The organism is Nostoc sp. JL23, from assembly GCF_017115065.1.
In the GTDB taxonomy this organism is placed as follows: Bacteria; Cyanobacteriota; Cyanobacteriia; order Cyanobacteriales; family Nostocaceae; genus Nostoc; species Nostoc punctiforme_A.
This window is the reverse complement of the sequence record NZ_JABXKN010000022.1, coordinates 51493-76500: the sequence shown is the minus strand read 5'-3', so window position 1 is coordinate 76500 and position 25008 is coordinate 51493. Positions and strand designations below refer to the sequence as shown.

26 protein-coding genes, 1 tRNA gene and 1 other annotated feature are annotated in these 25008 nt (G+C 41.2%); of the genes, 10 read left to right on the top strand and 17 right to left on the bottom strand.

Annotated elements, in window-relative coordinates; all coding sequences use genetic code 11:
- Positions 1-6: 6 nt before the first annotated feature.
- Both HWQ42_RS03330 and HWQ42_RS03325 read right to left on the bottom strand, forming a co-directional pair.
- On the bottom strand, positions 7-468 hold the full coding sequence (locus HWQ42_RS03330; protein ID WP_292809263.1) for a DUF29 domain-containing protein: 462 nt from the start codon (positions 466-468) through the stop codon (positions 7-9).
- A gap of 38 nt (positions 469-506) precedes the next feature.
- Entirely contained in the window at positions 507-1289 is a 783-nt protein-coding gene (locus tag HWQ42_RS03325; protein ID WP_292809305.1) for a DUF429 domain-containing protein, read from the bottom strand.
- Between the two features lie 151 nt (positions 1290-1440).
- Here HWQ42_RS03325 and HWQ42_RS03320 point away from each other — a divergent pair, with 151 nt between their 5' ends.
- Entirely contained in the window at positions 1441-2700 is a 1260-nt protein-coding gene (locus HWQ42_RS03320; protein ID WP_292809262.1) for a glycosyltransferase family 4 protein, read from the top strand.
- 254 nt (positions 2701-2954) lie between these two features.
- Positions 2955-3821: a calcium-binding protein gene (locus HWQ42_RS03315; protein WP_292809260.1), complete on the top strand. Its 867-nt coding sequence runs from the start codon at positions 2955-2957 to the stop codon at positions 3819-3821.
- A 148-nt stretch (positions 3822-3969) separates the two neighbouring features.
- On the opposite strand, the gene HWQ42_RS03310 is transcribed toward HWQ42_RS03315, so the two are convergent.
- Complete coding sequence (locus HWQ42_RS03310) at positions 3970-5046, bottom strand: class I SAM-dependent methyltransferase (protein ID WP_292809258.1); 1077 nt, start codon at positions 5044-5046, stop codon at positions 3970-3972.
- An 827-nt stretch (positions 5047-5873) separates the two neighbouring features.
- Between HWQ42_RS03310 and trpS the strand changes: the two genes are divergently transcribed.
- The 3 genes from trpS (at position 5874) to HWQ42_RS03295 (ending at position 8842) form a co-directional block, all read left to right on the top strand.
- Positions 5874-6884, top strand: a complete 1011-nt coding sequence (gene trpS, locus HWQ42_RS03305; RefSeq protein WP_292809256.1) for a tryptophan--tRNA ligase — start codon at positions 5874-5876, stop codon at positions 6882-6884.
- 58 nt (positions 6885-6942) lie between these two features.
- On the top strand, positions 6943-7863 hold the full coding sequence (locus HWQ42_RS03300) for a methylenetetrahydrofolate reductase (RefSeq protein WP_292734370.1): 921 nt from the start codon (positions 6943-6945) through the stop codon (positions 7861-7863).
- A gap of 127 nt (positions 7864-7990) precedes the next feature.
- Complete coding sequence (locus HWQ42_RS03295) at positions 7991-8842, top strand: Rpn family recombination-promoting nuclease/putative transposase (protein ID WP_292809254.1); 852 nt, start codon at positions 7991-7993, stop codon at positions 8840-8842.
- Between the two features lie 396 nt (positions 8843-9238).
- Here HWQ42_RS03295 and HWQ42_RS03290 read toward each other — a convergent pair whose 3' ends face one another.
- The 3 genes from HWQ42_RS03290 to HWQ42_RS03280 form a co-directional block, all read right to left on the bottom strand.
- Positions 9239-9484, bottom strand: coding sequence for a hypothetical protein (locus HWQ42_RS03290; protein ID WP_292809252.1), 246 nt, complete (start codon positions 9482-9484; stop codon positions 9239-9241).
- 219 nt (positions 9485-9703) lie between these two features.
- Positions 9704-10258 carry a phosphate-starvation-inducible PsiE family protein gene (locus HWQ42_RS03285; protein WP_190240812.1) on the bottom strand — a complete coding sequence of 185 codons (555 nt, stop codon included), beginning with the start codon at positions 10256-10258 and terminating at the stop codon, positions 9704-9706.
- An 81-nt stretch (positions 10259-10339) separates the two neighbouring features.
- Complete coding sequence (locus HWQ42_RS03280) at positions 10340-11263, bottom strand: tetratricopeptide repeat protein (RefSeq protein ID WP_292809250.1); 924 nt, start codon at positions 11261-11263, stop codon at positions 10340-10342.
- Between the two features lie 266 nt (positions 11264-11529).
- Between HWQ42_RS03280 and HWQ42_RS03275 the strand changes: the two genes are divergently transcribed.
- Positions 11530-13578, top strand: a complete 2049-nt coding sequence (locus HWQ42_RS03275) for an elongation factor G (RefSeq protein WP_292809248.1) — start codon at positions 11530-11532, stop codon at positions 13576-13578.
- A 227-nt stretch (positions 13579-13805) separates the two neighbouring features.
- Here the strand turns inward: HWQ42_RS03275 and HWQ42_RS03270 are convergent, their stop codons facing one another.
- Positions 13806-14276, bottom strand: coding sequence for a hypothetical protein (locus tag HWQ42_RS03270; RefSeq protein WP_292809246.1), 471 nt, complete (start codon positions 14274-14276; stop codon positions 13806-13808).
- A gap of 147 nt (positions 14277-14423) precedes the next feature.
- On the opposite strand from HWQ42_RS03270, the gene HWQ42_RS03265 reads away from it, so the two are divergent.
- The gene (locus HWQ42_RS03265) at positions 14424-15074 is read left to right on the top strand and encodes a Uma2 family endonuclease (RefSeq protein WP_292809244.1); all 651 of its coding nucleotides are present in this window, start codon (positions 14424-14426) and stop codon (positions 15072-15074) included.
- A gap of 135 nt (positions 15075-15209) precedes the next feature.
- Here HWQ42_RS03265 and rplL read toward each other — a convergent pair whose 3' ends face one another.
- From rplL to rplS, 8 genes are all read right to left on the bottom strand, one after another.
- On the bottom strand, positions 15210-15599 hold the full coding sequence (gene rplL, locus HWQ42_RS03260) for a 50S ribosomal protein L7/L12 (RefSeq protein WP_292809242.1): 390 nt from the start codon (positions 15597-15599) through the stop codon (positions 15210-15212).
- A gap of 93 nt (positions 15600-15692) precedes the next feature.
- Positions 15693-16337: a 50S ribosomal protein L10 gene (gene rplJ / locus HWQ42_RS03255; protein ID WP_099102701.1), complete on the bottom strand. Its 645-nt coding sequence runs from the start codon at positions 16335-16337 to the stop codon at positions 15693-15695.
- 63 nt (positions 16338-16400) lie between these two features.
- Positions 16401-16568, bottom strand: a sequence feature (ribosomal protein L10 leader region).
- 70 nt (positions 16569-16638) lie between these two features.
- Positions 16639-17352 (bottom strand): 50S ribosomal protein L1, encoded by a 714-nt coding sequence (gene rplA / locus HWQ42_RS03250; protein ID WP_292809238.1) that lies wholly within the window; start codon positions 17350-17352, stop codon positions 16639-16641.
- Positions 17353-17481: 129 nt separating this feature from the next.
- On the bottom strand, positions 17482-17907 hold the full coding sequence (gene rplK / locus HWQ42_RS03245; protein WP_099102703.1) for a 50S ribosomal protein L11: 426 nt from the start codon (positions 17905-17907) through the stop codon (positions 17482-17484).
- 6 nt (positions 17908-17913) lie between these two features.
- Positions 17914-18564 carry a transcription termination/antitermination protein NusG gene (nusG, locus tag HWQ42_RS03240; protein WP_094348919.1) on the bottom strand — a complete coding sequence of 217 codons (651 nt, stop codon included), beginning with the start codon at positions 18562-18564 and terminating at the stop codon, positions 17914-17916.
- Positions 18564-18785, bottom strand: coding sequence for a preprotein translocase subunit SecE (secE, locus tag HWQ42_RS03235; RefSeq protein ID WP_099102704.1), 222 nt, complete (start codon positions 18783-18785; stop codon positions 18564-18566). The genes nusG and secE overlap by 1 nt, the downstream gene beginning before the upstream one ends.
- A 187-nt stretch (positions 18786-18972) precedes the next feature.
- A tRNA-Trp gene (locus HWQ42_RS03230) sits at positions 18973-19045 on the bottom strand.
- 152 nt (positions 19046-19197) lie between these two features.
- Positions 19198-19560 carry a 50S ribosomal protein L19 gene (rplS, locus tag HWQ42_RS03225; RefSeq protein ID WP_094348921.1) on the bottom strand — a complete coding sequence of 121 codons (363 nt, stop codon included), beginning with the start codon at positions 19558-19560 and terminating at the stop codon, positions 19198-19200.
- A gap of 153 nt (positions 19561-19713) precedes the next feature.
- On the opposite strand from rplS, the gene HWQ42_RS03220 reads away from it, so the two are divergent.
- Together HWQ42_RS03220 and HWQ42_RS03215 are read left to right on the top strand one after the other, a co-directional pair.
- Positions 19714-20772 carry a glycosyltransferase family 2 protein gene (locus tag HWQ42_RS03220; RefSeq protein ID WP_292809236.1) on the top strand — a complete coding sequence of 353 codons (1059 nt, stop codon included), beginning with the start codon at positions 19714-19716 and terminating at the stop codon, positions 20770-20772.
- Positions 20773-21450: 678 nt separating this feature from the next.
- Positions 21451-22509, top strand: coding sequence for a glycosyltransferase family 4 protein (locus tag HWQ42_RS03215; RefSeq protein ID WP_292809234.1), 1059 nt, complete (start codon positions 21451-21453; stop codon positions 22507-22509).
- A 104-nt stretch (positions 22510-22613) separates the two neighbouring features.
- Here HWQ42_RS03215 and HWQ42_RS03210 read toward each other — a convergent pair whose 3' ends face one another.
- Positions 22614-23270, bottom strand: coding sequence for a hypothetical protein (locus tag HWQ42_RS03210; protein ID WP_292809232.1), 657 nt, complete (start codon positions 23268-23270; stop codon positions 22614-22616).
- 551 nt (positions 23271-23821) lie between these two features.
- Here HWQ42_RS03210 and HWQ42_RS03205 point away from each other — a divergent pair.
- Positions 23822-24127 (top strand): hypothetical protein, encoded by a 306-nt coding sequence (locus HWQ42_RS03205; RefSeq protein WP_292809230.1) that lies wholly within the window; start codon positions 23822-23824, stop codon positions 24125-24127.
- An 8-nt stretch (positions 24128-24135) separates the two neighbouring features.
- On the opposite strand, the gene HWQ42_RS03200 is transcribed toward HWQ42_RS03205, so the two are convergent.
- Entirely contained in the window at positions 24136-24963 is an 828-nt protein-coding gene (locus tag HWQ42_RS03200; RefSeq protein WP_292809228.1) for an ABC transporter permease, read from the bottom strand.
- Positions 24964-25008: the final 45 nt, after the last annotated feature.

Sequence of the window (25008 nt, the reverse complement as noted above, 5' to 3'; positions counted from 1 at the left end):
TTTATTTTACAGGTTTTCAGGTAGATAATTAATATCTAATAGCTGTTCTAAGGTATAAATACAATATTGAGGGAAGTTATCTAGTTTACCCTCAGTTTTCTCAATTACATACCCTAAAGCATCATCATAAATTGATGCTAATTCGTTGTCTAAGTATAAATTCATTGTCAAGTTACGTTTTAATTGATTCCTAAAGCTTCTAATTTCTGCTTTCCAATGTCCCGAATTATATTGATATTCTTGTGTCCAGTATTGCAGCAGCAAAAGATGTCTAATAATTTTTTCTAATAAACTAGCAACCTTGGCTTTGTCTCTACGACCAAAATTTTCTAGCTCCTCAATTAAATTTTCTAAATCTAATTCTTCTAAATGGTTATCTTTCAATAGCTTGATTGTTTCCTCTAACCAGAGATGATCGTCAATTTTATAAAGCTCTTTTAAACTCAAGTTAGAATTAACTCCTTGCATAAAACCTCTTTGAGCTAAATCATTAATACATTACAATTTTAGGCTAATATTCTCTGAGGGATGACAATGTAGCCAGTGGTGCGATCGCCTAATACTAAGTTACGTTGTTCTCCCCAATACCACCAGTATGCAGCAACGTAAGCGCAAATTAGGCTATCTAGTTTATCTTCGGTTGCTTTGAGGGCTGCGCCTGTGGTGGGGATTTCGGAAGTAAACGAACCGCCTTCTCTGCGAGAGGCTTCGCCAACGCGCAGCGTCTCGGAGAGAAGACGCCAAGGACGCAGAGGAGGAGAGAAGGAGGGGAGGATATCGAGAAGATAATTTTGGAGTTTGATTAGTTCTAGGCGGCGCTCATTGAGGCGTCCTTTTTTGTATTTGAGAATACGTTCTAAGTTGAATAGGTTAACGATTGCTGGGTGGGGGAAGACTTCTATTTGATATCTGCTGAGTTTTTGCGGTTCTATGGTGGGTGCGTGGGCAAAACCGCGTGATTCTAATTCTAAGCCAAAGTTGATGGTGCGTTCTGCGAAGGGTAGGTTTTGATTCGCTGGGTAGCATCCTGCATGATATTTACCAAAGTACTTGTGGCTGAGTTTGTCGGCGAGGCGGCTTCCGGTGGCGTTGGGTATGAGGGTAGGCGCATCTACGGCGATGATGGCTGGTTCATCTGGTTGGACGCTTTGATCGATCCAGGTGAGGATATCTGCAATGGCATCTTTGCGGTCTAGATCGAGTAATTGTAGTTGTCCATCTATCCATTCTAAACAGCATAATCCACTGGGTTGCGATCGCCAGCCTAAATCAATGCCAATAAATTTCATGGTCATAACACGAATTTGCGATTATTTTCGCATTTTTGAGCAACCATTTACCTAAATTTACTTGCTAAAAGTTGTGATAAATAATCTTATAATCTTAAGCAGTTTGTCTTAATTTATTTTATCTGGCAATAATTTAATCAAGATTATTCCAATGAAAGTTTTATTTTTACATCCCAATTTTCCCTCGCAATTTCGCAACCTAGCGATAGTTTTGGGTAAAGATCCTAATTACCAAGTCGTCTTTGGGACAAATCGTCGGGAAGGGGAAATACCTGGCGTTTTCAAAGCTATTTATACTCCTTCTCGTGAAGCTGCGCCTCAAACTCACCACTACGTTCGTAATCTGGAAAATGCTGTTCTCACCGCTCAGGCTGTCTATCGCGTGGCAGAAAAATTAAAATCTGAGGGTTTCTTTCCAGATATAGTTTATGGTCATTCTGGTTGGGGGCCGACTTTATTTATGAAAGATGTTTTCCCCAAAGCAGAATTATTGTGTTATTTCGAGTGGTTTTATCACGCTCACGGTTCCGATGCAGATTTCGATCCCAACGATCCGCTAAATGCTGATGATGAATGCCGCATCCGCGTGAAAAATGCACCGATTTTAACTGATTTATATAGCTGCGATCGCGGACTTTCTCCAACTAATTGGCAGCGTCAGCAGTTTCCCAAAGAATATCATAGCAAACTCACTGTAATTCATGATGGTGTTGATACCAAATATTTTGTTCCTAAACCAGGTGCAAAGTTAGTTTTACCAAGAATAAATCTGGATCTTTCTCATGTGGAAGAGTTGGTAACTTATGTAGGACGAGGAATGGAACCTTATAGAGGTTTTCCGCAGTTTATGGAAACGGTAGCGTTACTTCAGCAGCGACGACCTAAGTGCCATGTGGTAGTTGTGGGAGAAGATCGGGTTGCTTATGGTAAAAATCTCCCCGATGGTCAGACCTATAAACAATTAATGTTAGAAAAATTATCTTTAGATTTATCGAGACTGCACTTTACAGATAGGCTTCCTTACAATGAGTACCTCCAAGTTTTGCAAGCTTCTTCTGCCCATGTTTATTTAACCCGTCCTTTTGTATTATCTTGGTCAATGTTAGAAGTAATGGCAGCAGGATGTTTACTAATAGCTTCTAAGACTTCGCCAGTCTTGGAGGTCGTACAGGATGGGGTGAATGGACTGCTAGTAGATTTCTTTTCTCCCCAGAATATTGCTAATAGGATTGAAGAGGCGCTGAATAATCCTCAAGAAATGCAAGCAATTCGTGCGAATGCGCGAGAGACAATTATCAAGCGTTATGATTTGGCGAAACTGTTACCACAGCATTTGCAATGGATGTTCGCTGGTAAAACTTCTGATAATTTGAAAAAGCGCCCAAGTTCTAAAGGATTTGGCAAAAATTAGTCATTGGTCATTTGTCATTTGTCCTTTGCATAAATATTTTTGCCTAAAGCAAAGGTGTAAATAAAAGCCTGAAAAGCAAGACTTTTGCAAGAAATATATTAATCATTAGTGATTATTGGTCAATAAAAAATGATAAATGACCAATACAACTATTGGAGAGGCTGCACCAATGACTAAGCTTAGTACAAATGACAAATGACAAATGACAAATGACAAATGACAAATGACAAATAAATACAAAATCGATATGTAAAATGCGAATTATTTTTACTATTGCCCATTTTTTCAAACCTAGCAATGAGGATCGTCATGCTTCCCAACGCAAAAACCCACAACCCCGCTTGGAAGCGTTAACTAAAAGCATTACTGCTTTACATCAATTATTTGGCAAATCTCAAAGTATTATCAACATTGCTCAACGACTAGCTTTCCCTGCTAATCAGCCGCAGTCTCACGAACTAGATATTGTTATTTGTACAACTCAAGATAATCATCTTCTGAATCAGCTTCCTTTACCATCCCATTTATATAAGCATCATTCTAGCAATGCAGAACCTCTATTTTTGGGGTTTGAGTGTCAAGCTATTCTGCAAAGTTGTCTCGGTCAGTATGATTATTATTGCTTTCTTGAAGATGACTTAATTATTCATGACCCTTGGTTTTTTATCAAATTAAACTGGTTTACCCAACAAGCCGGTGATTTCAATTTGCTCCAGCCAAATCGTTATGAAGTCTCTCCCAAAGCTTTGGTTCACAAAGCTTATATTGATGGGGATTTGGCTTTACGAGTAACTGCTCCCTTTCAAAATGTGCAGGAGCAACAGGAACTCAATGGTGCAATTATGAATGCACCAATTACCTTTCGTCGTGCCCTCAATCCTCATGCAGGCTGCTATTTTTTAAATGCAAATCAAATGACTCACTGGGCTAATCAAACCTATTTTCTTGACCGAGATGTTCGTTTTGTTGGGCCTTTAGAAAGTGCTGCCACTTTAGGAATTATGAAGACATTCCGAATTTACAAAACCTCGCCGGAGCAAGCAAGCTTTTTGGAGATTCAGCACTTTGGAACTGGATTTTTGGGGCTAATTGGAGGACAAGTGGGTTTGGCAGACAGGTAAATCGAATTTAAGAGTTTGGTTTTTGTGAGCAAAATTAATTCATGGGATTTTTCATAACCTATCATGCTACTAAGTAATCATACAATTACTGCGGTTTCTGGAGAGTGATGTTGACGACGGGCTACGCCACGCTGCTACTCTTACTCCATTAAGCATGAACCATTAAGTACTGACCGTTCCCATTATATTCACCATCACAACTAGCGAAATTCCGAACAAACCATATTAAATAAAACCTCCATATCCGGCGAAATTTGGCATAATCCATGCCATAATCTAAGTCTTTGACTGTTGCCTGATTTTTGTCAAAATTATCTAGCCATTTGGCAAATGTTTTAGAGTAATTGGAACCGTTTAGATACCATCTTTCAATTGTTTTGAGGTCTTTATTCCGGCTAGAAACTGCATCATAGTTCCAATACCTACCGTGAGGAAAAATGTATTTGTGCGTAAAAGCGCTGGATATATTATTAGGGGTACGAACTGTAATGATATGAATAAAAACCTTGCCATTATCTTTCAGCAAACTAGCTAATTTTTTAAAAGAGTTAGTTAAATTACCAACATGACAAAAAACGCCAATCGAAAGTATCTTATCAAATTTTGTCTCAAATGTTGTACTATTTAAATCTCCTTCATACAGTGTGAATCGGCCTGAACTTAGGTTGCTTTCAGGATCTTGCATCTTCTGGCGCATATATTCACATTGCTCATGGCTCAAATTCAGACCCACAAATTTGACATTGGGGAATTTGGAAAGAATGTAATTTGGCACACATCCCCAACCACAGCCAAAGTCTAAGATATTGTCTCCATCTTTAATGTCTAACTTTTGAATCACATCATCAATCATATCTATTTGAGATTGCTCAAGGTTTAATGCTCCTTTTTCCCACAATCCCATGCTGTATTTAGGATAAATGAGTTTCCCATCGCCCAACATCTTATTCAGCATCCCTTGAGGCAAATCATACTGAATTTTCATCAGATCCCGTGGGCTTTCAGCAAGATTATCAGTTTCTTTTAATACCCATTCATAAGGTGCTAAGAGGGCGGGAAAGTACTTAAAAAAGATAGGCATACAAGTATCAAAAAGAGATTCTAATACTGAGTCAGGAACTTCTAACCCATTGATATAAGCCTCAGCTACCGCCATTTGTATTGTGTTTACTACCTCTACCGCCCCACGCGTTGCTGTATATGCAAGTGGGGTTTTAATATTCATATCTCCTACTAAAGGTATATACTTTTCTAGAGACTTTAGTGTATTAAGAGAAGCCATGTTTTAAATCCTAATTTGCTTTCAGTATTTAGCTATAATATCAATAGCAAAGTTAGGATAAAGATTACATTAAGTTTTAAAATATTCCTTTGAATAAAAATATAAATAAATTTCAATAATATAATATTTATGGAAATTTGTATCACTTAAAAGTCAATTCGCCAAGCAGAATATGCAAAAAAATTGCACCCTCTGCTTCCTGCCAAAGCATTTCTCCCCAATCCAGGTAAATTAGCGATTCTATTTATTAATTGGACAATTTTGATTCTAGGCTGGGCGATCGCATCTTATCTAGATCGTTGGATCTGACTATTATCCCCTAGTGCAAGAATTGCTAAAGATACATTATCCTGAACGTTTAAATTGATTGAATGCCAAAGATGCTTGAAACTTGCTTATGCAAACGCCAAGGCATTATAAAAATGAAGATACCTTTACTGATTGGTCGGGGAAAAAGTCTGTTCCTTGCCCTATTATCGAGGATTACAAAATTATGTAAATCGATGTTTGCCATCATCTTGGATAACACTGCTCACCCAGATATTGTACAAAGATAGGTTTGATTCTCACTGTTGCTAAAGCCACGGTGAGAAGAAACTCCAATATTTCAACAGCAAGTTGACCTAGAAAATGTCAAAATTAAATGAGTTTTGCGTAGGCGCATACTCCTACGGAGAAGCAAGCTACGCGTAGCGTCTCCAAGAGTTGCGATTTGTCACTAGACATCGCCACTTTACAAGCGCGGATTTGAGATAACTAAGTTGAAATTTATGGGCAAGCAACGTGTTCTTTCTGGAGTTCAACCAACCGGCAATTACCATCTAGGTAACTACTTGGGAGCCATTCGCAACTGGGTAGAAGGTCAGAGCGAATACGAAAATTACCTTTTTGTGGCTGATTTGCACGCGATTACAGTGCCACACGATCCAAAACAGTTGGCAGCTGATACCTACACTCTTGCTGCTCTCTATCTAGCTTGTGGTCTTGATTTAAATCACTCCACTATCTTTGTGCAATCCCACGTTTCGGCCCACAGCGAACTCACCTGGTTGCTCAACTGCATTACACCTCTAAACTGGCTGCAAGATATGATTCAGTTTAAAGAAAAGGCTGTCAAGCAGGCAGAAAATGTGAGTGCGGGTTTATTGGATTATCCTGTGCTAATGGCAGCGGATATTTTGCTTTACCAAGCTGATAAAGTGCCAGTGGGTGAAGACCAAAAGCAACATTTGGAATTGACACGGGATATTGCAGCTCGGTTAAATCACCAGTTTGGTAAACCAGATCAACCAGTTCTGAAGTTACCAGACCCTTTGATTCGCAAGGAAGGGGCAAGGGTGATGAGTTTAGCAGACGGTACACGCAAAATGTCGAAGTCCGATCCTTCCGACTTAAGCCGGATCAGTTTGCTAGATTCACCGGAACAGATTCAATACAAGATTAAGCGTTGTAAAACCGATCCGATTCGTGGTCTGACTTTTGACGATCCAGCGCGTCCAGAGTGTAATAATTTGTTAACGCTCTATACATTGCTGGCTGGGAAGAAAAAGGAAGATGTGGCAGTTGAGTGTCAGGATATGGGCTGGGGGCAATTCAAGCCATTGTTGACAGATACAATTATTGAGTCTCTGAAACCAATCCAAGAAAAATATCACTCGATAACGGCGGATAAAAGCTATTTGGAGTCTGTATTGCGGGATGGAGGGGAAAAAGCTAGAGCGATCGCAAATCAAACTTTATCACAAGTAAAAGCTGCTTTAGGCTACTCTCTTCCTCTATAGGTTTTCCCTTTTAGGTGTGATTTGCTATACCATTTAAGAAATTGAAATTCTTAATTCTATGCATCACACCCATAGCCACACAGCCTTTCGCAGAGCTGTACAAGCAGGTGAATTTCTAATTACCGCCGAGGTAGCACCACCGAAAGGGGGAGATCCAGCGCACATGATTCAAATGGCGGCGACTCTTAAGGGAAGGGTTCATGCTATCAATGTTACTGATGGTAGCCGCGCAGTGTTACGGATGTCTTCGTTAATGGCGTCAGTGATTTTGTTACAAAACGGTATAGAGCCGATTTGTCAAATTGCTTGCCGCGATCGCAACCGCATCGGTTTACAAGCTGATTTGATGGGCGCTCATGCTTTAGGTATTCGTAATATTTTAGCTTTGACTGGCGACCCAGTAAAAGCAGGCGATCATCCAGATGCTAAAGCAGTATTTGACTTAGAAGCTGTGCGACTGCTGCAACTGATTCGGAAGATGAATCAAGGTGTTGATTGTAATGAAAAGCCTTTGACTGATGGAGCGTTAGATTTATTTGTTGGTGCAGCAGTAGATCCGCAATGTAAAAGTTGGTCGGGTTTACAAAGTCGATTTGAACGGAAAATCGAAGCTGGAGCACAGTTTTTTCAAAGTCAGTTGATTACTGATTTTGAGCGACTAGAAAAGTTTATGGACACAATCGCTGCTGGTTATAAAAAACCAATTTTGGCAGGAATATTTCTGTTGAAATCAGCCAAAAATGCTCAGTTTATTAATAGATGTGTTCCGGGTGTAGATATTCCCCAACATATTATTGACAGATTGGCGAAAGCCAAAGATCCTTTTGAGGAAGGGATAAAAATTGCCGCCGAGCAAGTGCAGATAGCGCGGCAATTATGCCAAGGAGTTCACATGATGGCAGTGAAACGAGAAGATGCGATCGCGCCAATTTTAGATTTGGCTGGGATTGCTCCAGTGAATCAATTGGTATCTATGTAAATTAGAGAATGAATCTTTATATTAAAGCAGATGGTTATTCCTATCTGCTTTTTTTATGCTGAAACAGATGCGTTTACACTATTTTTGATAGACTTTCAATATCCAATGTTCGCTTGACTAAATCTAGGTGCAAACTGATAAAATATTTTATAGCTTATTTCAAGCTTTTCCTAGCATATTTTTTGCCATAATTGGCGATACGACTGCCAATGTCAATGCATATCAATTTGTTTCAGTCGAGCTAAAAGAAACTGCTTTTAGGATTGATGGGGTATTTATCCCTACACGTGAAACTACAAACCAACCACTTTATTTTGTTGAAGTTCAGTTTCAATTAGACTCAACTTTTTATAGACGCTTCTTTGCCGAAATCTTCCTTTACTTACGTCAAAACGAATCAGTCAATTTTTGGCGTGCTGTTGTCATCTATCCGCAACGAAGTTTAGATCCAAACGATCGGCTACCATATCAATTGCTGCTAGACAGTTCACTAGTGCAACGCATTTATCTAGATGAATTAGATACGAGGGAGAACTCACTTCAAGTTGCGATCGTTAAATTAATTATCGAAAGAGAAGAGACAGCCGTTGACAAAGGTAGAGAATTGATTTTACAAGCAAGGCAACAACTGGCAGATGAATCTACCACCAAGCAAATTGTAGAATTGATAGAGACTATTCTGTTGTACAAATTTACCCGGTTAAGCCGAGAGGAGTTAGCAGAAATGTTGGGTATAGACGACGAATTCAAAAAAACGCGGATGTATCAATCAATCAAGGAAGACGGCTTAGAAGAAGGTCGCCAGGAAGGTCGCCAGGAAGGTCGCCAGGAAGGTCGCCAGGAAGGTCGCCAGGAAGGTCGCCAGGAAGCTAAGTTAGAAGCTATTCCCCGATTGTTGGCATTGGGATTGAGTGTAGAACAAGTGGCGGTGGCTCTCGATTTAACGGTGGCGCAAGTAGAGCAAGCAGCCCAGAATTAGTCTATCTGATAGTGGGCAGTGCTTGCCTCTAATTTAATCAGCAACTGCGACGCCGATAGCAATACGGTTCAGTTAAGGCTAGCACTCTTTGTCAAAGCCGGTTTTTTTAACGTAGACGCAAAGCGGCTTGCCGCAGGCTACCACAGAGGCGCAGAGGACACAGAGAGAGAAGAAAGAGAAGAAAAAAATGCTTAACTGAACTGTATTGACGCCGATAGCGTTCGCGCAGCGTCTCGTAGAGAAGCGTTAGCGAGTCCGCGTACTCTTTCAGAGAAGCAAGCAAGCTACGCTTTTAGCGTCTCGTAGAGAGCGTCATAGCTTGTTTTAGAGATCGCCTCTTTTTAAAGCAGAAGCGATGTCTACGACGGGCTTACGCCTACAAACTCAAAACTTGGGTTACATCTTACCGTGTTGCAGCACTTGTTGTAGATGTTGGCGAATCTCTTGTGCGTGTTCAATATCAGATTGCCGCAATTTTTGAAATAACTCTACACAAGGTTGAGAACCTACTTTTTCTGCATCTTTGATGTAGGTATCGTAAGCTTTAACAGCTTCAGCCTTGTTGTGCAAAATAGTGACAAAATCATACTCCAAGTCGCTAATCGCTGTTTGAGATTGTCCGTTACCTGTATTTGTAGCCATTGCTTGAACCTCTTTTAGAATTTCTAATTAACGTTATATTCACCCTTAAAGAGTAATTCATCTTCCAAAAAGAGTATATTTCAATACGTCGGAAGTACCTTGCAAGAATAATTTCCTGATACAGTTTCACACAAAGGAGTGGGGAATAAAGTATTTTCCCCACTCCCCAGTACAGACACGATTAATCGCGTCTCTCCCACTCCCCATTTTCATAACAATTTATCCAAGGGGTTGATTCTCATCACATTGACGTGAATACTGTAATTCCAACTCGTTTTGGCGTTCTCTACCTCCCCTATACACAACCGGACAAAACTTAGTGTTAGCGCTCATACAATCCATGTGTGGTGTCTTAGCGCATACCACGAGTAGTCCACCCAAAACAAATAACAAACCACAAATTGCAAGCGTATTAACCCAAGAAATTTCCAGCGCTCCGTGAACTACTACCTCTCGCAGCAAAGATACTATTGTTACCTCAACTGCCACTCCTACAGAGATACTATGTTCTTGCAAATAGACCATTAATAGTCGAAATAATTCGACTAAAATCAACACAAATAGTATTTTTGCAGTCACGTGTTTATAGTCTAGTGGCTGCGTGAGGGCGATAGCTATCCCCCACAATTGGATTAGCATGACGGCGAACAAACCCAAACACAAAACAATCACAATTAAGTCTTGAAAGGCTTCCATGTTGCGAACAATTGATTGCCGATCAAGCCAGCGATCGCTAAATAAAAATCGACTTTTCTGGCGCTTTTGCATGTACATTTTTCCAATCGGGACGAGTTCAGACAACACCAGCGAGTCAACCCAATAGTTTTATGTTATGCAATATTAAGTTTTTCTGCCTCAGCGAGGTTGGTAATTTAAATTTTGTGCTTGTTGCAACAATTGCTCGGCATTTTTGGCCCACTGGGGATTTTTTTGAGAATTGTATAAATCTCTAGCAAATTGCAAGACTTGTACTGCATCGCCATATTGCTGTAACTGCATAAAAACTAACCCAGCACCATAATACGCGTTGGGATAATTAGAGTTAGCTTCAGCTGATTTTCTAAAAGCCTCTAATGCCTCTTGTAATTTACTTTGTTGAAAAAAAATCGAGCCGAGATTGTAGTAAGCTTCTGGATACTTGGGATTAATTTTTAATGCCTGATAAAATGCACTTCTTGCTTGATCGAGTTTACCTTGTTGGAGATAACACATTCCTATGTGGTAAGGAGGTTCTGGTGCATTTTTGCTATATTGTACAGCTTTTTTAAAAGATGCGATCGCTTGTTCGCAATCTCGTTGCTGTTCTCGTACTAATCCCAAGTTATAGTGGGCAAATCCGAGTTTGGGATCGAGTTCTAAAGCGCGTTGCAAATAATCGTTAGCTAACTTGAAATTATTGCCTTCTAATAACGCTCCGCCTAAATTAGCAAAAGCTGGAGCAAATTTCGGATCGGCTTGCGTCGCTCGATAAAATGCATCCGCAGAGGGTTGTAATTGTCCTGTTTGTCGGAGCGCTAGCCCTAGATTATAGTGTGCTGGTGCTAATGCCGGATCTAATTTAGCCGCTTGTTTAAAGGCTGCGATCGCATCTTGTACCTTTCCCGCCTGAATTGCTTGTAAGCCTTGGTTTAACCAGTCTACGGCAGTTTTAGGATTAGACTGTGCTAGCTTTGAGGCGACAGGAGGAGATAGAGCAAGAGAGGGGGAGGAAATACTCATAATCAGCAAAGTTAAACTTACTAACCCTGCTATGCGATATTTAAAGAATGATAATCTCATTGATTTTCTGACTCGCAACACTTTCAGTTAAATTTACTTGATAAAAAGTTTTTTACAAAAGTTTTTGATTTAGCATAAAAATTTTTGATGCTTAACTTTTCTTAAGCTAAATCTTACGACAGGCTACAATTTTTTTAACTTTCGATTAAAAGGAGCATAATAACAAATTAAAGAAGGGGTAATTTTGACTCCAGAGAACCATTTTTTATCCCTTGATATCTACGGAATAATGCGGTTATGAATGAATTACCGCAAGGGAGGTTTTTATGAACGAAAAAGTAAAATCGGGTTCGCGGAACGTTGGAATTGTCGGGCCTTATTTAAGTGGAAAAACCACTTTACTAGAAAGCTTGTTATTTGTCACAGGGGCAATTTCCCGCAAAGGCAATATTAAGGACAGCAATACAGTGGGAGATAGTGCTGCCGAGTCGCGCGATCGCCACATGAGTGTAGAAGTCAGCGCCGCTAGCACTGAGTATAACGATATTCGCTTCACCTTTATTGACTGTCCGGGAAGCGTAGAATTTGCTCAAGAAACGTACAATGCTTTAATCGGAGTCGATGCAGCAATTGTAGTTTGCGAACCCATCCGCGATCGCGTTCTCACCCTTGCCCCTCTATTTAAATTCCTGGACGATTGGGAAATTCCCCATCTCGTCTTCGTCAACAAAATGGATCGCGCAAACATTCACGTTCTAGAAACGTTGCACGCCCTGAAAGCAGTATCTAGCCGTCCCCTGGTAGCGCATCAATATCCCATCATGAATGGGGAACAACTCACTGGCTTTATTGATATGGTGAGCGAACAGGCATATCAATATCATCCAGGCGCACCAGCTGACCCCATTCCGTTCCCCGAAAGTTTAAAAGAAGAAGAACATATAGCACGGGCAGAAATGCTCGAAGCCTTAGCAAATTTTGACGACCATTTACTCGAAGAACTTTTAGAAGATATCGAACCACCTCAAGAAGAAATCCTCAAAGATTTAAAAATGGAATTAGGGGCAGATTTAGTAGTGCCCGTTTTCTTTGGTGTGGCAGAACAAGATTATGGTGTTAGACCTCTATTAGAAGCCTTGTTACGAGAAGCCCCCGAACCCGAAACTACAGCAGAACGTCGTTTAAAAAATATAAAGGGTGATACAGCTTTAGCGCAGGTATTAAAAACTTACTACACTCCCCAAGGTGGCAAACTGTCTTTAGTGCGTGTTTGGCGCGGTAAACTAACTGATGGCATTGTCCTCAATGGTATTCGCACTGGTGGAATTTACCGCCTCATGGGACAACAACAGCAGTCAGTTAACCAAGTTAGTGCTGGTGAAATTGTCGCATTGAGCCGTTTAGAAGGAATCAAGACAGGCGATACAATCTCTACAGAACAGCAAGTGGCGATGGAATTACCTAAAGCTGTACAGTTAGAACCTGTGTATGCCCTCGCCATTACACCAGAAAAGCGCAACGATGAAGTTAAACTCAGCAGTGCTATTACCAAGTTATTAGAAGAAGACTCTTCACTTGCTTGGGAACAACACGGCGACACCCACGAAGTTATATTGTGGGGTCAAGGCGAGATTCATTTGCAAGTCACCCTAGACAGACTGCGCCGCAAATATAACCTGCCAATGACAACCCACTTACCGCAAGTGCCTTACAAAGAAACCATCCGCAAAACGGTGGCTTCAGTTCATGGGCGCTATAAACATCAAAGCGGTGGTCACGGACAGTTTGGTGATGTTTTTCTCGAAATCAAGCCTTTACCACGCGGTACAGGTTTCAACTTTAACGAAACCATTGTCGGCGGCGTGGTTCCGAAACAGTACATTCCTGGCGTAGAAATGGGCGTGCGGGAATTTTTGACACACGGCCCTTTAGGCTTCCCAATAGTTGATGTAGCGGTAACTCTGACTAATGGTTCGTATCACAACGTTGATAGTTCCGAACAAGCCTTTAAACAAGCTGCCCGATTGGCAATGCAAACGGGGATACCCCAAGCAGAACCTACCTTATTAGAACCAATTCTGCGGGTAGAAGTGACAACACCTAGCGAATTTACCTCCAAAGTGTTGCAACTATTAAGTGGTAGACGGGGGCAGATTTTAGGCTATGAGGGGAGAAACGATTGGCAAGGCTGGGATAATGTCTCGGCATACTTGCCGCAAGCTGAGATGCAGAATTTTATTGTAGAGCTGCGATCGCTCACTCTTGGCGTTGGTTCCTTCCACTGGGAATATGACCATCTCCAGGAAGTGCCAGAAAAGCTTGCCGAACGTGTCATTCACAGCAATGGCAATGGTAGTAACGGCAACGGTAAGTAATTTTGGATTTGAGATTTTGGATTAATTTAAAATCAACACTAGCCCGGAACTTTAAGTTTCGGGCTAATAACTAAAATCCAATTATTAGGGACTACCAAAAAATAAATCATCCAATCTTATTTTGTAGGGTGTGTTAACGAAGTAACGTACCATCTTTCTAATCTGTCACGGCGCATAACACACCCTACAAGTTGGATATTTTTTTTTATTGGAAGTTCCTTAACTATCTAAGAAAGCTTCACACTTAACCCAGAGTTTGGGCCATTAGGTAAACCCAAGGCTGTATCAATACCTGGATTAACTCTAAGATCCTCCAGTAATTTTTCTGCTTTTACTTTCGTTCCTATTTTTGCTTGTGAATTAGGACGAGGATTTATTACATCTTTAGCACGGTAAACTTCAAGGTCAGATATTCCCTCATCCAACGCTCTGAGACATAAACCACGAATATAAAAACGGTTAAATTCACCCTCTGCTAGTGTTTCAGCAGCAGTTACAGGAATTTTTACAGTTGTATTTTTTCTTTGCTCTGTTAAGTTGATTCTGCTATTTAATGACAGTTGTTGAGCAAACCAGGTTTCATCATGGCTACTAATAGCTTCTTTAAGTAAATTTACATAGTCTTTTCTACCAATTTCACTCAAGCGAAGACTGACGTATAGTTTGGCTTTAGTAATATCTAGCTCAACTTCAGCCATAATAAATTGGCGTGTTCTATCATCCAAATTTTCAAACAACATAATTATTAAAGTGGAAATGGTTCCACTAAATATAAAGAGTTTTCTTTATATAAAAAACTGTAAAAATACGCAAAAATACTATTTTCAAAATTTTAGTGATTAGTAATGGTGAAATTTCAATTGCGACAATTAAGTGTTCCGCCGGGACATAGAGTAATACTCCACGATGTTAGCTGGCAAGAATTTGAGGCAATTTTAGAAGAACTTGGCGACCATAGAGCCACTCGATTAGCTTACAGCCAGGGAACTTTGGAGATGAGAATGCCGTTACCAAAGCATGAGAAAGCCAAAGTCATCATTGGGGATTTGGTGAAAATTCTGTTGGAAGAGTTAGAGATTGACTGCGAAACATTTGGCTCAACCACTTTCAAACGTGAAGATATAGCTTTTGATGTAGAGCCTGATGATTCTTTCTATATTCAAAATCATGCTCAAATGATTGGTAAAGAGCGAATAGACTTGAGGGTTGACCCGCCACCTGACTTAGCAATTGAAGTTGATGTTACTTCCAAAACTCAACTTAATGCTTACGAAGCATTGCGAGTTCCTGAACTGTGGCGATATGAAAATGGCAAGCTACAAATTAATATTCTTCAGGATGGTAAATACATTGAGTCTGAAATTAGTTCTACTTTTCCCAACTTGCCCATTGTTGAAGAAATTCCCCGGTTTGTCGAACAAAGCCGAACTTTAGGTAGAAGTCCAACACTTAGGGCATTTCGTCAATGGGTAAGAAAGCAAATCAACCCAACTTAATGTAACCCTTGCTCTTTTAATAAGAAATTAGTGTTGTAATACTTAATACTATTTTTATCTGCAACATAAGACTCTACGATAAAAAAAGGAGCCTAACTTAGGCTCCTTAATAAAAAACTGCTAATAGAATTGTGACTACTTAACAGTCACCTTACCGCCAGCTTCTTCGATGCGCTTCTTAGCATCTTCGGCAGCATCCTTAGCAATACCTTCTTTAACTGCCTTGGGCGCAGCTTCCACCAAGTCTTTAGCTTCTTTCAGACCCAAACCGGTCAATTCTCGAACAATCTTCAGTACGGCAATCTTCTTATCAGCTGGAACTGATTCGAGAATGACTTCAAACTCGGTTTGCTCAACAGCTTCTTCAGCAGGAGCAGCAGCAGCACCAGGGCCTGCAAACGCTACACCAACAGGTGCAGCAGCACTCACGCCAAAAGCTTCTTCAATTTGCTTGACTAACTCAGAAGCTTCCAGCAAAGAAAGACCTTTTAGTTGTTCTAAAATGTTATCGGTTGCAGCAGACATTGATATAACTCCTGTAATTTTGATTATTTATTTGTCATGAGTCATTGGTCTTTAACTATAGACTTTTGACTTTTGACTGATGAACCACGAAGTCTATTCAGCAGCAGTTTCAGTGCTACTATCACCTTCAGCAGTGCTTTCGGTGCCGCTATCTTGGACAGCAGCAGTTTCGGTGCTGCTATCTTGGACAGCAGCAGTTTCGGTGCTACCACCACTTTGCTCTTGGTCGGCCACAGCCTGCAAAGCACGAGCCAGTGAACCAGGAACTTCGTTGATACCCACAGCAATCTTGGTAGCCAAAGCGTTGATAGCCCCAGCAATTTGGGCGATGAGTTGTTCTTTAGATGGCAAGTCTCCTAGTACCTTGACATCAGGTTCTTTGAGTAGGCGACCTTCCAGTACACCACCACGAAGTTCTGTCTTCTTGCTGACTTTTTGAAATTCTTGGTATGCCTTAATTGCCGATGAAAAATCTTCTTTTACCAGCAAAAAGGCGGAAGAACCGTTGAGCAATTCCGACAAAGGCTGCCATTTTTCATCATCTTTAATGGCAATGCCCATTAGAGTGTTCTTCGTCACCTTACAAACAGTGCCACTGGGACGCAGCCGCCGCCGTAAGTCTGTGATTTCAGAAACTGTCAGCCCCTGATAGTCAATTACCAGTGCTAGAGTTGACTGACTCAAAGTTTCTTTGAGGTCAGCTACTATCTCTTTTTTATTTTCTAGTGTTCTACCCATTCCAATCTCACCTCCTTAAAATAATCGGTGAAGTGCCCTACTTGTACGTTTTTTCTAAACCTGAACCCAAACAACAAACCCCAGCTAATTTAGCCGGGGTTGAGTATTAAGACTCTTGACGCCATAGTTATCACACCTTTATGGGTGGTAATTCTGACTATTAGAGTTTTAACCTCGGCAGGATATTAAGTTATTAGCACCTGCTGTCTCCGGCTTTGCCTATTTAATTTAAAGTTAGGAGTGAGTAGTTAGGAGTTAGAAGTTTTATTCTTAACTCCTAACTTATAACTCATAACTCTTATTAACCTGCTTGGCTCAGTTTCAAATCTCGTAGGGCACTGATATCAACTTTAATTGATGGACCCATAGTGGCTGACACATAAAATGTGCGCCAATAACGACCTTTAGCTCCTGAAGGACGGTTACGGTCAATCGTCTCCTGCAATGCCTTCAGGTTGACTAACAAATCTTCAGGCGAGAAGGTTGTCTTACCAAACATAACATGGACAATACCAGTTCGGTCAGCTCGGAATTCTAATTTACCAGCTTTGAATTCTGCGATCGCACCTGCTAAATCAAATGTTACGGTTCCACCCTTGGGCGATGGCATCAAACCACGCGGCCCAAGCAATTTACCCAGCTTTGCCACTTGTGGCATTACATCGGGTGTGGCAATCAGCTTGTCAAAATCCATTCTACCTTTCTGGATTTCGTCAATCAGTTCTTCCGATCCGACTATATCAGCACCAGCACTGCTGGCTTCGTTTACCTTTTCGCCTCTGGCAATCACCGCCACTCGGACAATTTGCCCTGTACCTTTGGGCAGTGCTACCGTTGTCCGCAACTGTTGGTCTGTATACTTGGGGTCAATTCCTAACCGGATATGCGCTTCCGCAGCTTCGGTAAATTTAGCTGTTGCTGTGTCTTTAAGAAGGGCTAAAGCCTCTAGGGGATGATAATCTTTTTCTTCTACTTTTGCTTGCAGACCCTGCAAACGACGCGATATTTTTGGCATTTGTTCTCCTGGGGTAATTCCGAAGCCTCGCCTCTCCCCCGATAATTTTTAGTTATGAGTCCTTTGTTATTTGTCCTTTGTCCTTAGTCATTTACCAATGACTAATTACCAATGACCAATGACCAATGACTAATCCGTAACTGTTACGCCCATATTTTTAGCCGTTCCTGCCACAATCTTCATTGCCGCTTCGATATCGTTGGCATTGAGGTCGGGGAGTTTGGTTTGGGCTATTTCTTGCAATTGTGCTTTGGTAATTGACCCAACCTTCTTTTTGTTGGGTTCATTCGAGCCTTTTTCAACTTTCGCCGCCTTCCGAATCAGTACTGATGCGGGTGGCGTTTTGAGTACGAATGTAAAACTCCGGTCTTCAAAAACCGAAATTTCTACAGGTATAACCATTCCAGCTTGGTCTGCTGTTTTGGCGTTGTACTCTTTACAAAACATCATGATGTTGACACCATGTTGACCCAAGGCGGGACCAACTGGCGGTGCTGGGTTGGCTTTTCCAGCATTCAGGGCCAGTTTAATGACCGCCACTACTTTCTTCGCCATTTGTATTTAACTCTGTTTCTCTACCTGATTAAATTCCAATTCTACTGGTGTATCCCTGCCGAAAATTGAGAGCAAGGCTTTAAGTTTACTCCGTTCTGGAGAGACTTCAATTACCTCGCCTTCAAAGTCTTTGAATGGACCAGAAAGCACCATTATCTTATCACCAGTAGCCATGTCAATTTTGACAACAGCTTCTTGTTCGCTGGTTTGTTTGAATATACGTTCAACTTCTGAAGAACTTAGTGGTATGGGGTTGACATGACCGCGACCCTTGCTGCTACCACGTTTTTGTTCTGAACCGACAAAGTTAATTACATGAGAGGTGTTGCGTACCACCTGCCAAGTATCATCATCCATCATCATCCGTACCAGCACATAACCAGGGAAAACTTTTTCTTCTGTATGCTGGCGACTGCCATCTTTGCGGATTTTCACCGCTGGCGTCTGCGGAATTTCTACCTGGATAATTTTGTCAGCGACATCAAAAGTTTGAATGCGTTGCTCTAAGTTAGTCTTTACACGCTTTTCACAGCCTGAAGCTACTTGTACTGCATACCAGCGCGCTTCTTTTGACGCTGCTTCTGCTGCTTCTGCTGCTTCTGCTGTTTCCTCTGACTGCAACATTGAGTTGCGTGGTTCATCTGTTGCAAAACTCATTAGAACACCTGTTTTGCTGCCCAAGCAAACAATCCATCGACCAAGTATATCAAAGATGCGGAGAGTGCCACCATTAACAACACAGCGGCGGATTCGCTCACTATCTGTTTCCGACTGGGCCAAACTACTTTTTCAAGTTCTTCTTTGGTTCCCTGTATGAAGTTGCCAAAGCTAAACCCATTTGTGGTTTCTGGCAATTCTGCTTCACTTTTTTTGGCCACGACCGTTATCCCCCGTTTCTTATACTAGATCCTGTTTAATTGTCATCTAGGTTTGCAGTTTCGACTCTATTTCACTTACTGGAAGCAAAACAACTACAAATACAATAAGTTTACCCGAAATTATTAGCGCTAACTGCTATATTAGCAGCAGCGTAATTATTTCGGGCTTTGTTTTTTTGCTCTTGAGCGCGCCCTGGAGGACTTGAACCCCCGACATCAGGTTTTGGAGACCTGCGTTCTACCAACTGAACTAAGAGCGCACAAGCTGTTTTTGATTCAGTGATTGCGCTGAACTAAATTTCAGTTTAACGCAATATGCGATTTATATCATACCTTAATTTTGTCGGGAAAACAAGTCAGCGGCAGATGCCGCTTGCAGCTTGAGATTTCTCCCATACTTTTGAAGGACGAATCACAAAGGGCGGTCAAACCGTTGCTTGATTCGGGTTGCTTTACCTACGCGATCGCGGAGATAATATAGTTTAGCACGACGGACTTTACCGCGACGTAACACCTTAATGCTGTCAATCCGGGGAGAATGCAACAGAAATACCCGCTCAACGCCCACGCCTTGAAAAACCTTACGAACTGTAATAGTTTCGTTGATGCCGCCATTGCGCTTGGCAATCACAACTCCCTCGTAGGGTTGTACGCGGTATTTTTCGCCTTCCTTGATTTTCACTCCCACTTTTACAGTGTCGCCCACATAAATGTCGGGCAGATTCGATTTTATCTGTTCCGCTTCAATGGAGCGGATAATCTCTTGAGCGTTCATAGTCTTTCTGTCTGCTTAAAAAAAACTCACGATCATCAATGATAAATCGATAATCCTATTTCAGTCTACTTGTTAGGATTGATAATTGTACTGATACAACAGCTTGCATATCGAAGCTATATTGCAGAATGCCGTACTATAAAGGAAAAATTTATGAAATTTAGTATCGTCATCAGTACCTATAATCGCTTGAATTTGCTGCAAAGAGCAATTGATTCGGCTCGTAACCAAACAATGGAGTGCGAGGTGGTTGTTGCTGATGATTGTTCTTCTGATGACACCCAAACCTATCTCAAAAGCTTAGGGGACAAGGTTGTTTACCATCGTAACGAAGTGAACCTTGGTCATGCAGCAACGGTGAATGCTGGAGTTGCCAAAGCTAGCGGCGACTGGATTAAGTTTTTAGATGATGACGACTATTTAGCGCCCAACTGTATAGAAGAGATGGCAAAGGCGATCGCACTTCGTCCCGAAGCTGTAATCTGCTCTTGTGTGGCGGCTCAGGTGGATGGCAATGAAGTTGAACTCTCTCGCACCCCCCAAGTTGGCCCTGGTTTAGCTTTTTATATCCCACAAGCCGATATTCATTATGGGATGCTTTTAGAGCTTGTACCCTTTGGCACACCTGTACAAGTAGCTTGTCGACGTGATGCTTTTCTACAAAGTGGTGGTTGGGACTCCACACTCGATGCTAACTGTGATGACATCGATTCCTGGATTCGGATTGCTCAGTTTGGCGATGCTATTTTCTTCAACCAGTGTCTTGCTTACCGCACTATCTGGCCGGGTGCGTATAATCAAAAGTTTTCTTTGTCTCGGCGGTTAGCGACAAATATTTTGATGAAGGAAAAAATTTATGCCTTGGTAAATGAGCAACATCGCTCAAAGATTCCCGTCTTTCAGGATATAAAAAATTACCTGAAACTCCATTGGCTTTTAGTCGCACTGAAGCAAAAAAATCTCAAGAGTTTTCTTTCAATCATAGATTTATCTATACTTTCTCCTCGGTCTTGGAAGTTTTTGCTAACTGCTATTTCATCACGTCGCTCTCAGGGAAACAATTCTCAAATTCGTAAACTTGTACTGATTGAGTTGTACTATGATGTTTGGCAAAATGCGCAGAATCAAAGCGCCAGTCTTCAGAATTTAGAATTAGATTCTGTACCACTGGTGGACTTGCCTGTGAGCGCTCAGTCGAACTCTGAGCGCTAGACGAGGACGTTACTACCAACTACCAGATTTGTCGCAGTGAAATTATCCAAAGTTGCCAAGGTGTAAAAAGGATAATAACCAAGGACTTTAACTTCTGTAGAAGCACTCGATTGCAAAAATTGTCGGTTGCCATCAGACCAGGTTATGTGTGCATGAGGTGGGAATTATGGAATTTGATTGGCAGTGTGGAGTCTGTAACGTTGCCATTTTTTCACCTCAAACTAAGGTTATGAGTTCAACTCAAACTGACTGAAGCTTTATCATTACTGGGCTTTCAGATAATTATTAACAGTAATAATGAATTATTTGTTACCATTAATTTCTTTCTTGATCATCAAGCAAAATGCTGTTTTTTAAAGCAGTATTTTAAAAAAGTTTTTATTCTCTGTTTTGGCTGCCGTGCTGTAGTAAAGTTCCGATACCAGGTATTGGGAAATATAAAACTTGAAATAACAGATTCAGTCTTCAGAATTTTGAAGTTTTACCCCGATTTATCGAGCCGTTACTGAATAAGTCTTTAAGCTAAGTAACTGGTAATAAGCGCTATTAATCAGTAGAAAGTGGTTAATTTTACCCACTACTGACTACTTTTGAGTTGTCGCTGAAGACCTCAATAATTATGTTGGTTGATTTATACTCGGTTACTTATCTTTATTTTTTATATACATCTCAAAGATTATGCGAATCATACATATTTTGAACCACGTTCAAGAAATAGGTAACGGTATTGTGAATGTGGCTGTGGATCTGGCTTGTCTACAGGCAAAATCTGGTTATGAGGTAGCGGTTGTTTCTGCTGGTGGAGAATACGAGGCTTTACTAGATATTTGTGGTGTCAAACATTATTACTTAGACCAAAGCAGAAAACCGATAAATACGATTAAAGCAGCTATACGTTACCGAGCGATCGCAGCTGAATTTCAGCCTGATATTGTTCATGCCCACATGATGACGGGGGTAATATTAGCACGTATTTTCAAAGGAAACAAATATGCTTTAGTTTCTACAGTCCACAACGAATTTCAGCGTGCTAGCTTACTGATGGGTTTAGCTGACAGAGTAATTGCTGTCAGTAAAGCTGTATGTGATTCTATGATTAGGCGTGGTATTCCAGAACATAAGTTGCGGGTGGTATGTAACGGCACTTTAGGCAGTCCCCGCACCCGACAGATACAAGATTATCAACCTTTACCATTACAACATCCAGCGATCGCCACTGTGGCCGGGATGTATCAACGCAAGGGAATTGCTGAGTTAATTGCTGCCTTTGAACAAGTTGCCTCAGATTTTCCCCAAGCCCATCTTTATTTGGTAGGAAATGGCCCTGATAAACAGCTATTTGAGGCACAGGCACAAGCAACTTCTGTAAAAGAACGCATTCATTTTGAAGGCTTTCAACCAGAACCTCAACGCTATCTGATATCTTGTGACATATTTGTGCTGGCTTCCCACCGTGACCCTTGCCCTTTGGTACTTTCGGAAGCTAGAGAAACTGGAACTGCGATCGTCGGCACTCAGGTAGACGGGATTCCTGAAGCTTTAGACAACGGGCGAGCAGGTCTTTTGGTGCCAGCAAAAGATAGTCATGCTTTAGCTGGGGTTTTAGTGCAATTACTGAGTAATGCCGAGATGCTGCAAGAGTGGAAACAGCGGGCAAAGAAAAACCTAGATAGGCTGAGTGTTGCCCGCGTCCATCAGGAAACAATGACAGTGTATCGTGAGTTAATTACAGAATGAGGGTATGGGCACAAGAGGCAGAGGTGCGGAGGAGCAGAGGGGAACTTATTGCAACTTCTCCCCTACTCCCTGCTCCCTGCTCCCTTGCTTTTTCCCCAGTCCCCTTAACAGAGCGATCGCTTTAATTTTAAAGCTACGCCTAAAGCGCCAAAAACCAGTACACCCAAAACGTTAGTTGATTCAGGAACAGCTGTGTAATAAGAAGCCACTCTAATCGGCCCATCTTTATCTTCTTGGTCTGCTGGAATTGGTGGAATGATTCCAGCACCTGGCGCTACATTAGGCAGGGTAGCGAATGGATTGTAAAACAGGGTTCCGTTTGGGATGACGCCACCACTAAAAGTGACAGTACTACCAGCAATGGTAATGTCTGTAAAAATATCCTTTAGATCGGGGTTAGCAGAGTTACCAATCTTCCCATCTCCATTAACATCTCCCCACTCCACTGTTTCATTATCCAATGGTGGAGTAGAATTCGGATTACTATAGGACAGGGTTTTTAAATCAAAGACCAAGCTATTTATATCGTATCCGGTAGCATTTAGAAAGTTATTAGCTACATCTGGGACACCATATTCTATTACTTGCCCTGGTAGAAACCCTGTAAGGGTTCTTGGTTTTTTTGCATTGAGTACATCTTGATTTTTAGTCGTCACAATGGGTTCTACAAAAATGACGGCTTTTGCTGGTATCGAAGACAAAAAACTAATTCCTGCTGCTCCGAGAACAGACAAGGCTATTTTTGTGGCAATTCTAGTCATATTTGTGTCCTTTGGATATTGATTAACAGAGTGCTATACCTCGTGGTTTAAATCAAACAGCAAAAACTCACTTTTAAACTGCTATCTACCAGCTAGATAAATAGTGGTTAATATGTGCTTGCTCACTGAGTTGATATTTACTCATAGGTTGATTTATAAAGCAATTCTTGTAATGCTTTATCATGATAACTAGTAATTTCACGCAATCTTTATAAAAAATCCAAATTATAACTTATGCATTGACAGATTAGACAATGTGTGAATTATAAGTAATTACCCTGGCTGCTAATGAACTGTGGTTCATTTTGTCTTAACGGGACGCTACAACATAGCAGGTTTGAAATGAAATGGTTATAAGATTTAGAGACTATGGCAAATGACTGGCTGATTTTGAGCAAGAAATTTTAGTATGTTGTCCCCAATGCAATCGCATTGCCAAGATATGGACTGTCAACTCTGAGCAATCAAATCTCAGTTCCATCAAAAGAATTACCTGTCAGCAATGTAGCTATACAAAACAAAAGTTAAAGGATAGCAATCGAAAAGCTGCATTGCTACTGTGGCAGAACAATTACAGGGATAAAAGAAATTCCAGCGATGGAATACTAGACCATTTTTTTGGCTTGCCCCTGTGGCTACAAATCTCTTGTTGCGGTCAATTGCTATGGGCATATAATGAGGCTCATTTGAACTTCCTGGAAAGCTATGTTCAATCAAGGTTGCGAGAACGCTTGCCAGATGACTCATTAGGCTGGCACAATGGCAGTCTTGCTAGTCGCCTACTACGATGGATCAAGCTGACGCAGCATCGGGAAAAAGTTTTACAGAAAATTCAACAGTTAAAGCACAAGTTGTAATCAAGGCTTTAATCTTGTTGATGAGCAAATTTATAACCGCCCCAGAGAGAAAGAGCGATCGCGATCGCCAACAAAATCGGTATGCTGTACCAAGGAAACTGAGACAAGGGTAAATGAGCAACTGCACGCAATCCAATGCTGGCGTAAGTTAGTGGCAGCAGGTAAACTACAACTTTGAGAGCCGCTGGTAATGTAGCAGGGTCAAAGAAAGTCGCTCCTAAGAACGACATGGGGATAATGATAAAATTATTGTAGAGTCCGACTGATTCGAGCGATCGCACACTCAACCCTACAATCACCCCTAATCCAGCAAATACCGCACAATTCAGCACCACTAACAGTAAAAACAGTGGGTTGAGAAAATTCCAGTTTCCACTAAACAGCAGCGCTACCAAAATCACGGAACCGGAAGTCATCAAACCCCGCACGACTCCCGCCAGCATTTTACCCATGTACAACGCTAAGGGATTTATGGGAGTTAACAATAATTCCTCAAAGGTTTTGGTAAATAGTCTGTCTCCACAAATTGAAAATGTCGTTCCAGCAAAGCTAACCGTCATCGACGACAGCGCCACCATTCCCGGTAATATAAATTCCAAATAGTTGTCATAGTTACCACTAATTCCCGAACCGGGTTTGATGGAACTACCTAAACCCAAGCCAAAAGCTAAAATATATATCAGTGGCGATATTAAGCCTGATGCAGCAACTGGTAAAATTCTCACCCGTAAATCTAACCAATCTCCCCAAAAAATAGTCAGACTATCAGCCAGGAAGATTTGAAGTTGTGAAGTTTTGAACCTCTTGCCCGAAGGTAGCGCTCTTTGAGATGTCACTTGCTTTCAATTAGTTATTAAAATTTCATTAAATGTTAATTTACA

What these genes read in the sequence shown, in the direction of transcription:
- HWQ42_RS03330 (WP_292809263.1), bottom strand. Translation starts at nt 468, where the DNA reads ATGCAAGGAGTTAATTCTAACTTGAGTTTAAAAGAGCTTTATAAAATT.
- HWQ42_RS03325 (WP_292809305.1), bottom strand. Translation starts at nt 1,289, where the DNA reads ATGAAATTTATTGGCATTGATTTAGGCTGGCGATCGCAACCCAGTGGA.
- HWQ42_RS03320 (WP_292809262.1), top strand. Translation starts at nt 1,441, where the DNA reads ATGAAAGTTTTATTTTTACATCCCAATTTTCCCTCGCAATTTCGCAAC.
- HWQ42_RS03315 (WP_292809260.1), top strand. Translation starts at nt 2,955, where the DNA reads ATGCGAATTATTTTTACTATTGCCCATTTTTTCAAACCTAGCAATGAG.
- HWQ42_RS03310 (WP_292809258.1), bottom strand. Translation starts at nt 5,046, where the DNA reads ATGAATATTAAAACCCCACTTGCATATACAGCAACGCGTGGGGCGGTA.
- trpS (WP_292809256.1), top strand. Translation starts at nt 5,874, where the DNA reads ATGGGCAAGCAACGTGTTCTTTCTGGAGTTCAACCAACCGGCAATTAC.
- HWQ42_RS03300 (WP_292734370.1), top strand. Translation starts at nt 6,943, where the DNA reads ATGCATCACACCCATAGCCACACAGCCTTTCGCAGAGCTGTACAAGCA.
- HWQ42_RS03290 (WP_292809252.1), bottom strand. Translation starts at nt 9,484, where the DNA reads ATGGCTACAAATACAGGTAACGGACAATCTCAAACAGCGATTAGCGAC.
- HWQ42_RS03285 (WP_190240812.1), bottom strand. Translation starts at nt 10,258, where the DNA reads ATGTACATGCAAAAGCGCCAGAAAAGTCGATTTTTATTTAGCGATCGC.
- HWQ42_RS03280 (WP_292809250.1), bottom strand. Translation starts at nt 11,263, where the DNA reads ATGAGATTATCATTCTTTAAATATCGCATAGCAGGGTTAGTAAGTTTA.
- HWQ42_RS03275 (WP_292809248.1), top strand. Translation starts at nt 11,530, where the DNA reads ATGAACGAAAAAGTAAAATCGGGTTCGCGGAACGTTGGAATTGTCGGG.
- HWQ42_RS03270 (WP_292809246.1), bottom strand. Translation starts at nt 14,276, where the DNA reads ATGGCTGAAGTTGAGCTAGATATTACTAAAGCCAAACTATACGTCAGT.
- HWQ42_RS03265 (WP_292809244.1), top strand. Translation starts at nt 14,424, where the DNA reads ATGGTGAAATTTCAATTGCGACAATTAAGTGTTCCGCCGGGACATAGA.
- rplL (WP_292809242.1), bottom strand. Translation starts at nt 15,599, where the DNA reads ATGTCTGCTGCAACCGATAACATTTTAGAACAACTAAAAGGTCTTTCT.
- rplJ (WP_099102701.1), bottom strand. Translation starts at nt 16,337, where the DNA reads ATGGGTAGAACACTAGAAAATAAAAAAGAGATAGTAGCTGACCTCAAA.
- rplA (WP_292809238.1), bottom strand. Translation starts at nt 17,352, where the DNA reads ATGCCAAAAATATCGCGTCGTTTGCAGGGTCTGCAAGCAAAAGTAGAA.
- rplK (WP_099102703.1), bottom strand. Translation starts at nt 17,907, where the DNA reads ATGGCGAAGAAAGTAGTGGCGGTCATTAAACTGGCCCTGAATGCTGGA.
- nusG (WP_094348919.1), bottom strand. Translation starts at nt 18,564, where the DNA reads ATGAGTTTTGCAACAGATGAACCACGCAACTCAATGTTGCAGTCAGAG.
- rplS (WP_094348921.1), bottom strand. Translation starts at nt 19,560, where the DNA reads ATGAACGCTCAAGAGATTATCCGCTCCATTGAAGCGGAACAGATAAAA.
- HWQ42_RS03220 (WP_292809236.1), top strand. Translation starts at nt 19,714, where the DNA reads ATGAAATTTAGTATCGTCATCAGTACCTATAATCGCTTGAATTTGCTG.
- HWQ42_RS03215 (WP_292809234.1), top strand. Translation starts at nt 21,451, where the DNA reads ATGCGAATCATACATATTTTGAACCACGTTCAAGAAATAGGTAACGGT.
- HWQ42_RS03210 (WP_292809232.1), bottom strand. Translation starts at nt 23,270, where the DNA reads ATGACTAGAATTGCCACAAAAATAGCCTTGTCTGTTCTCGGAGCAGCA.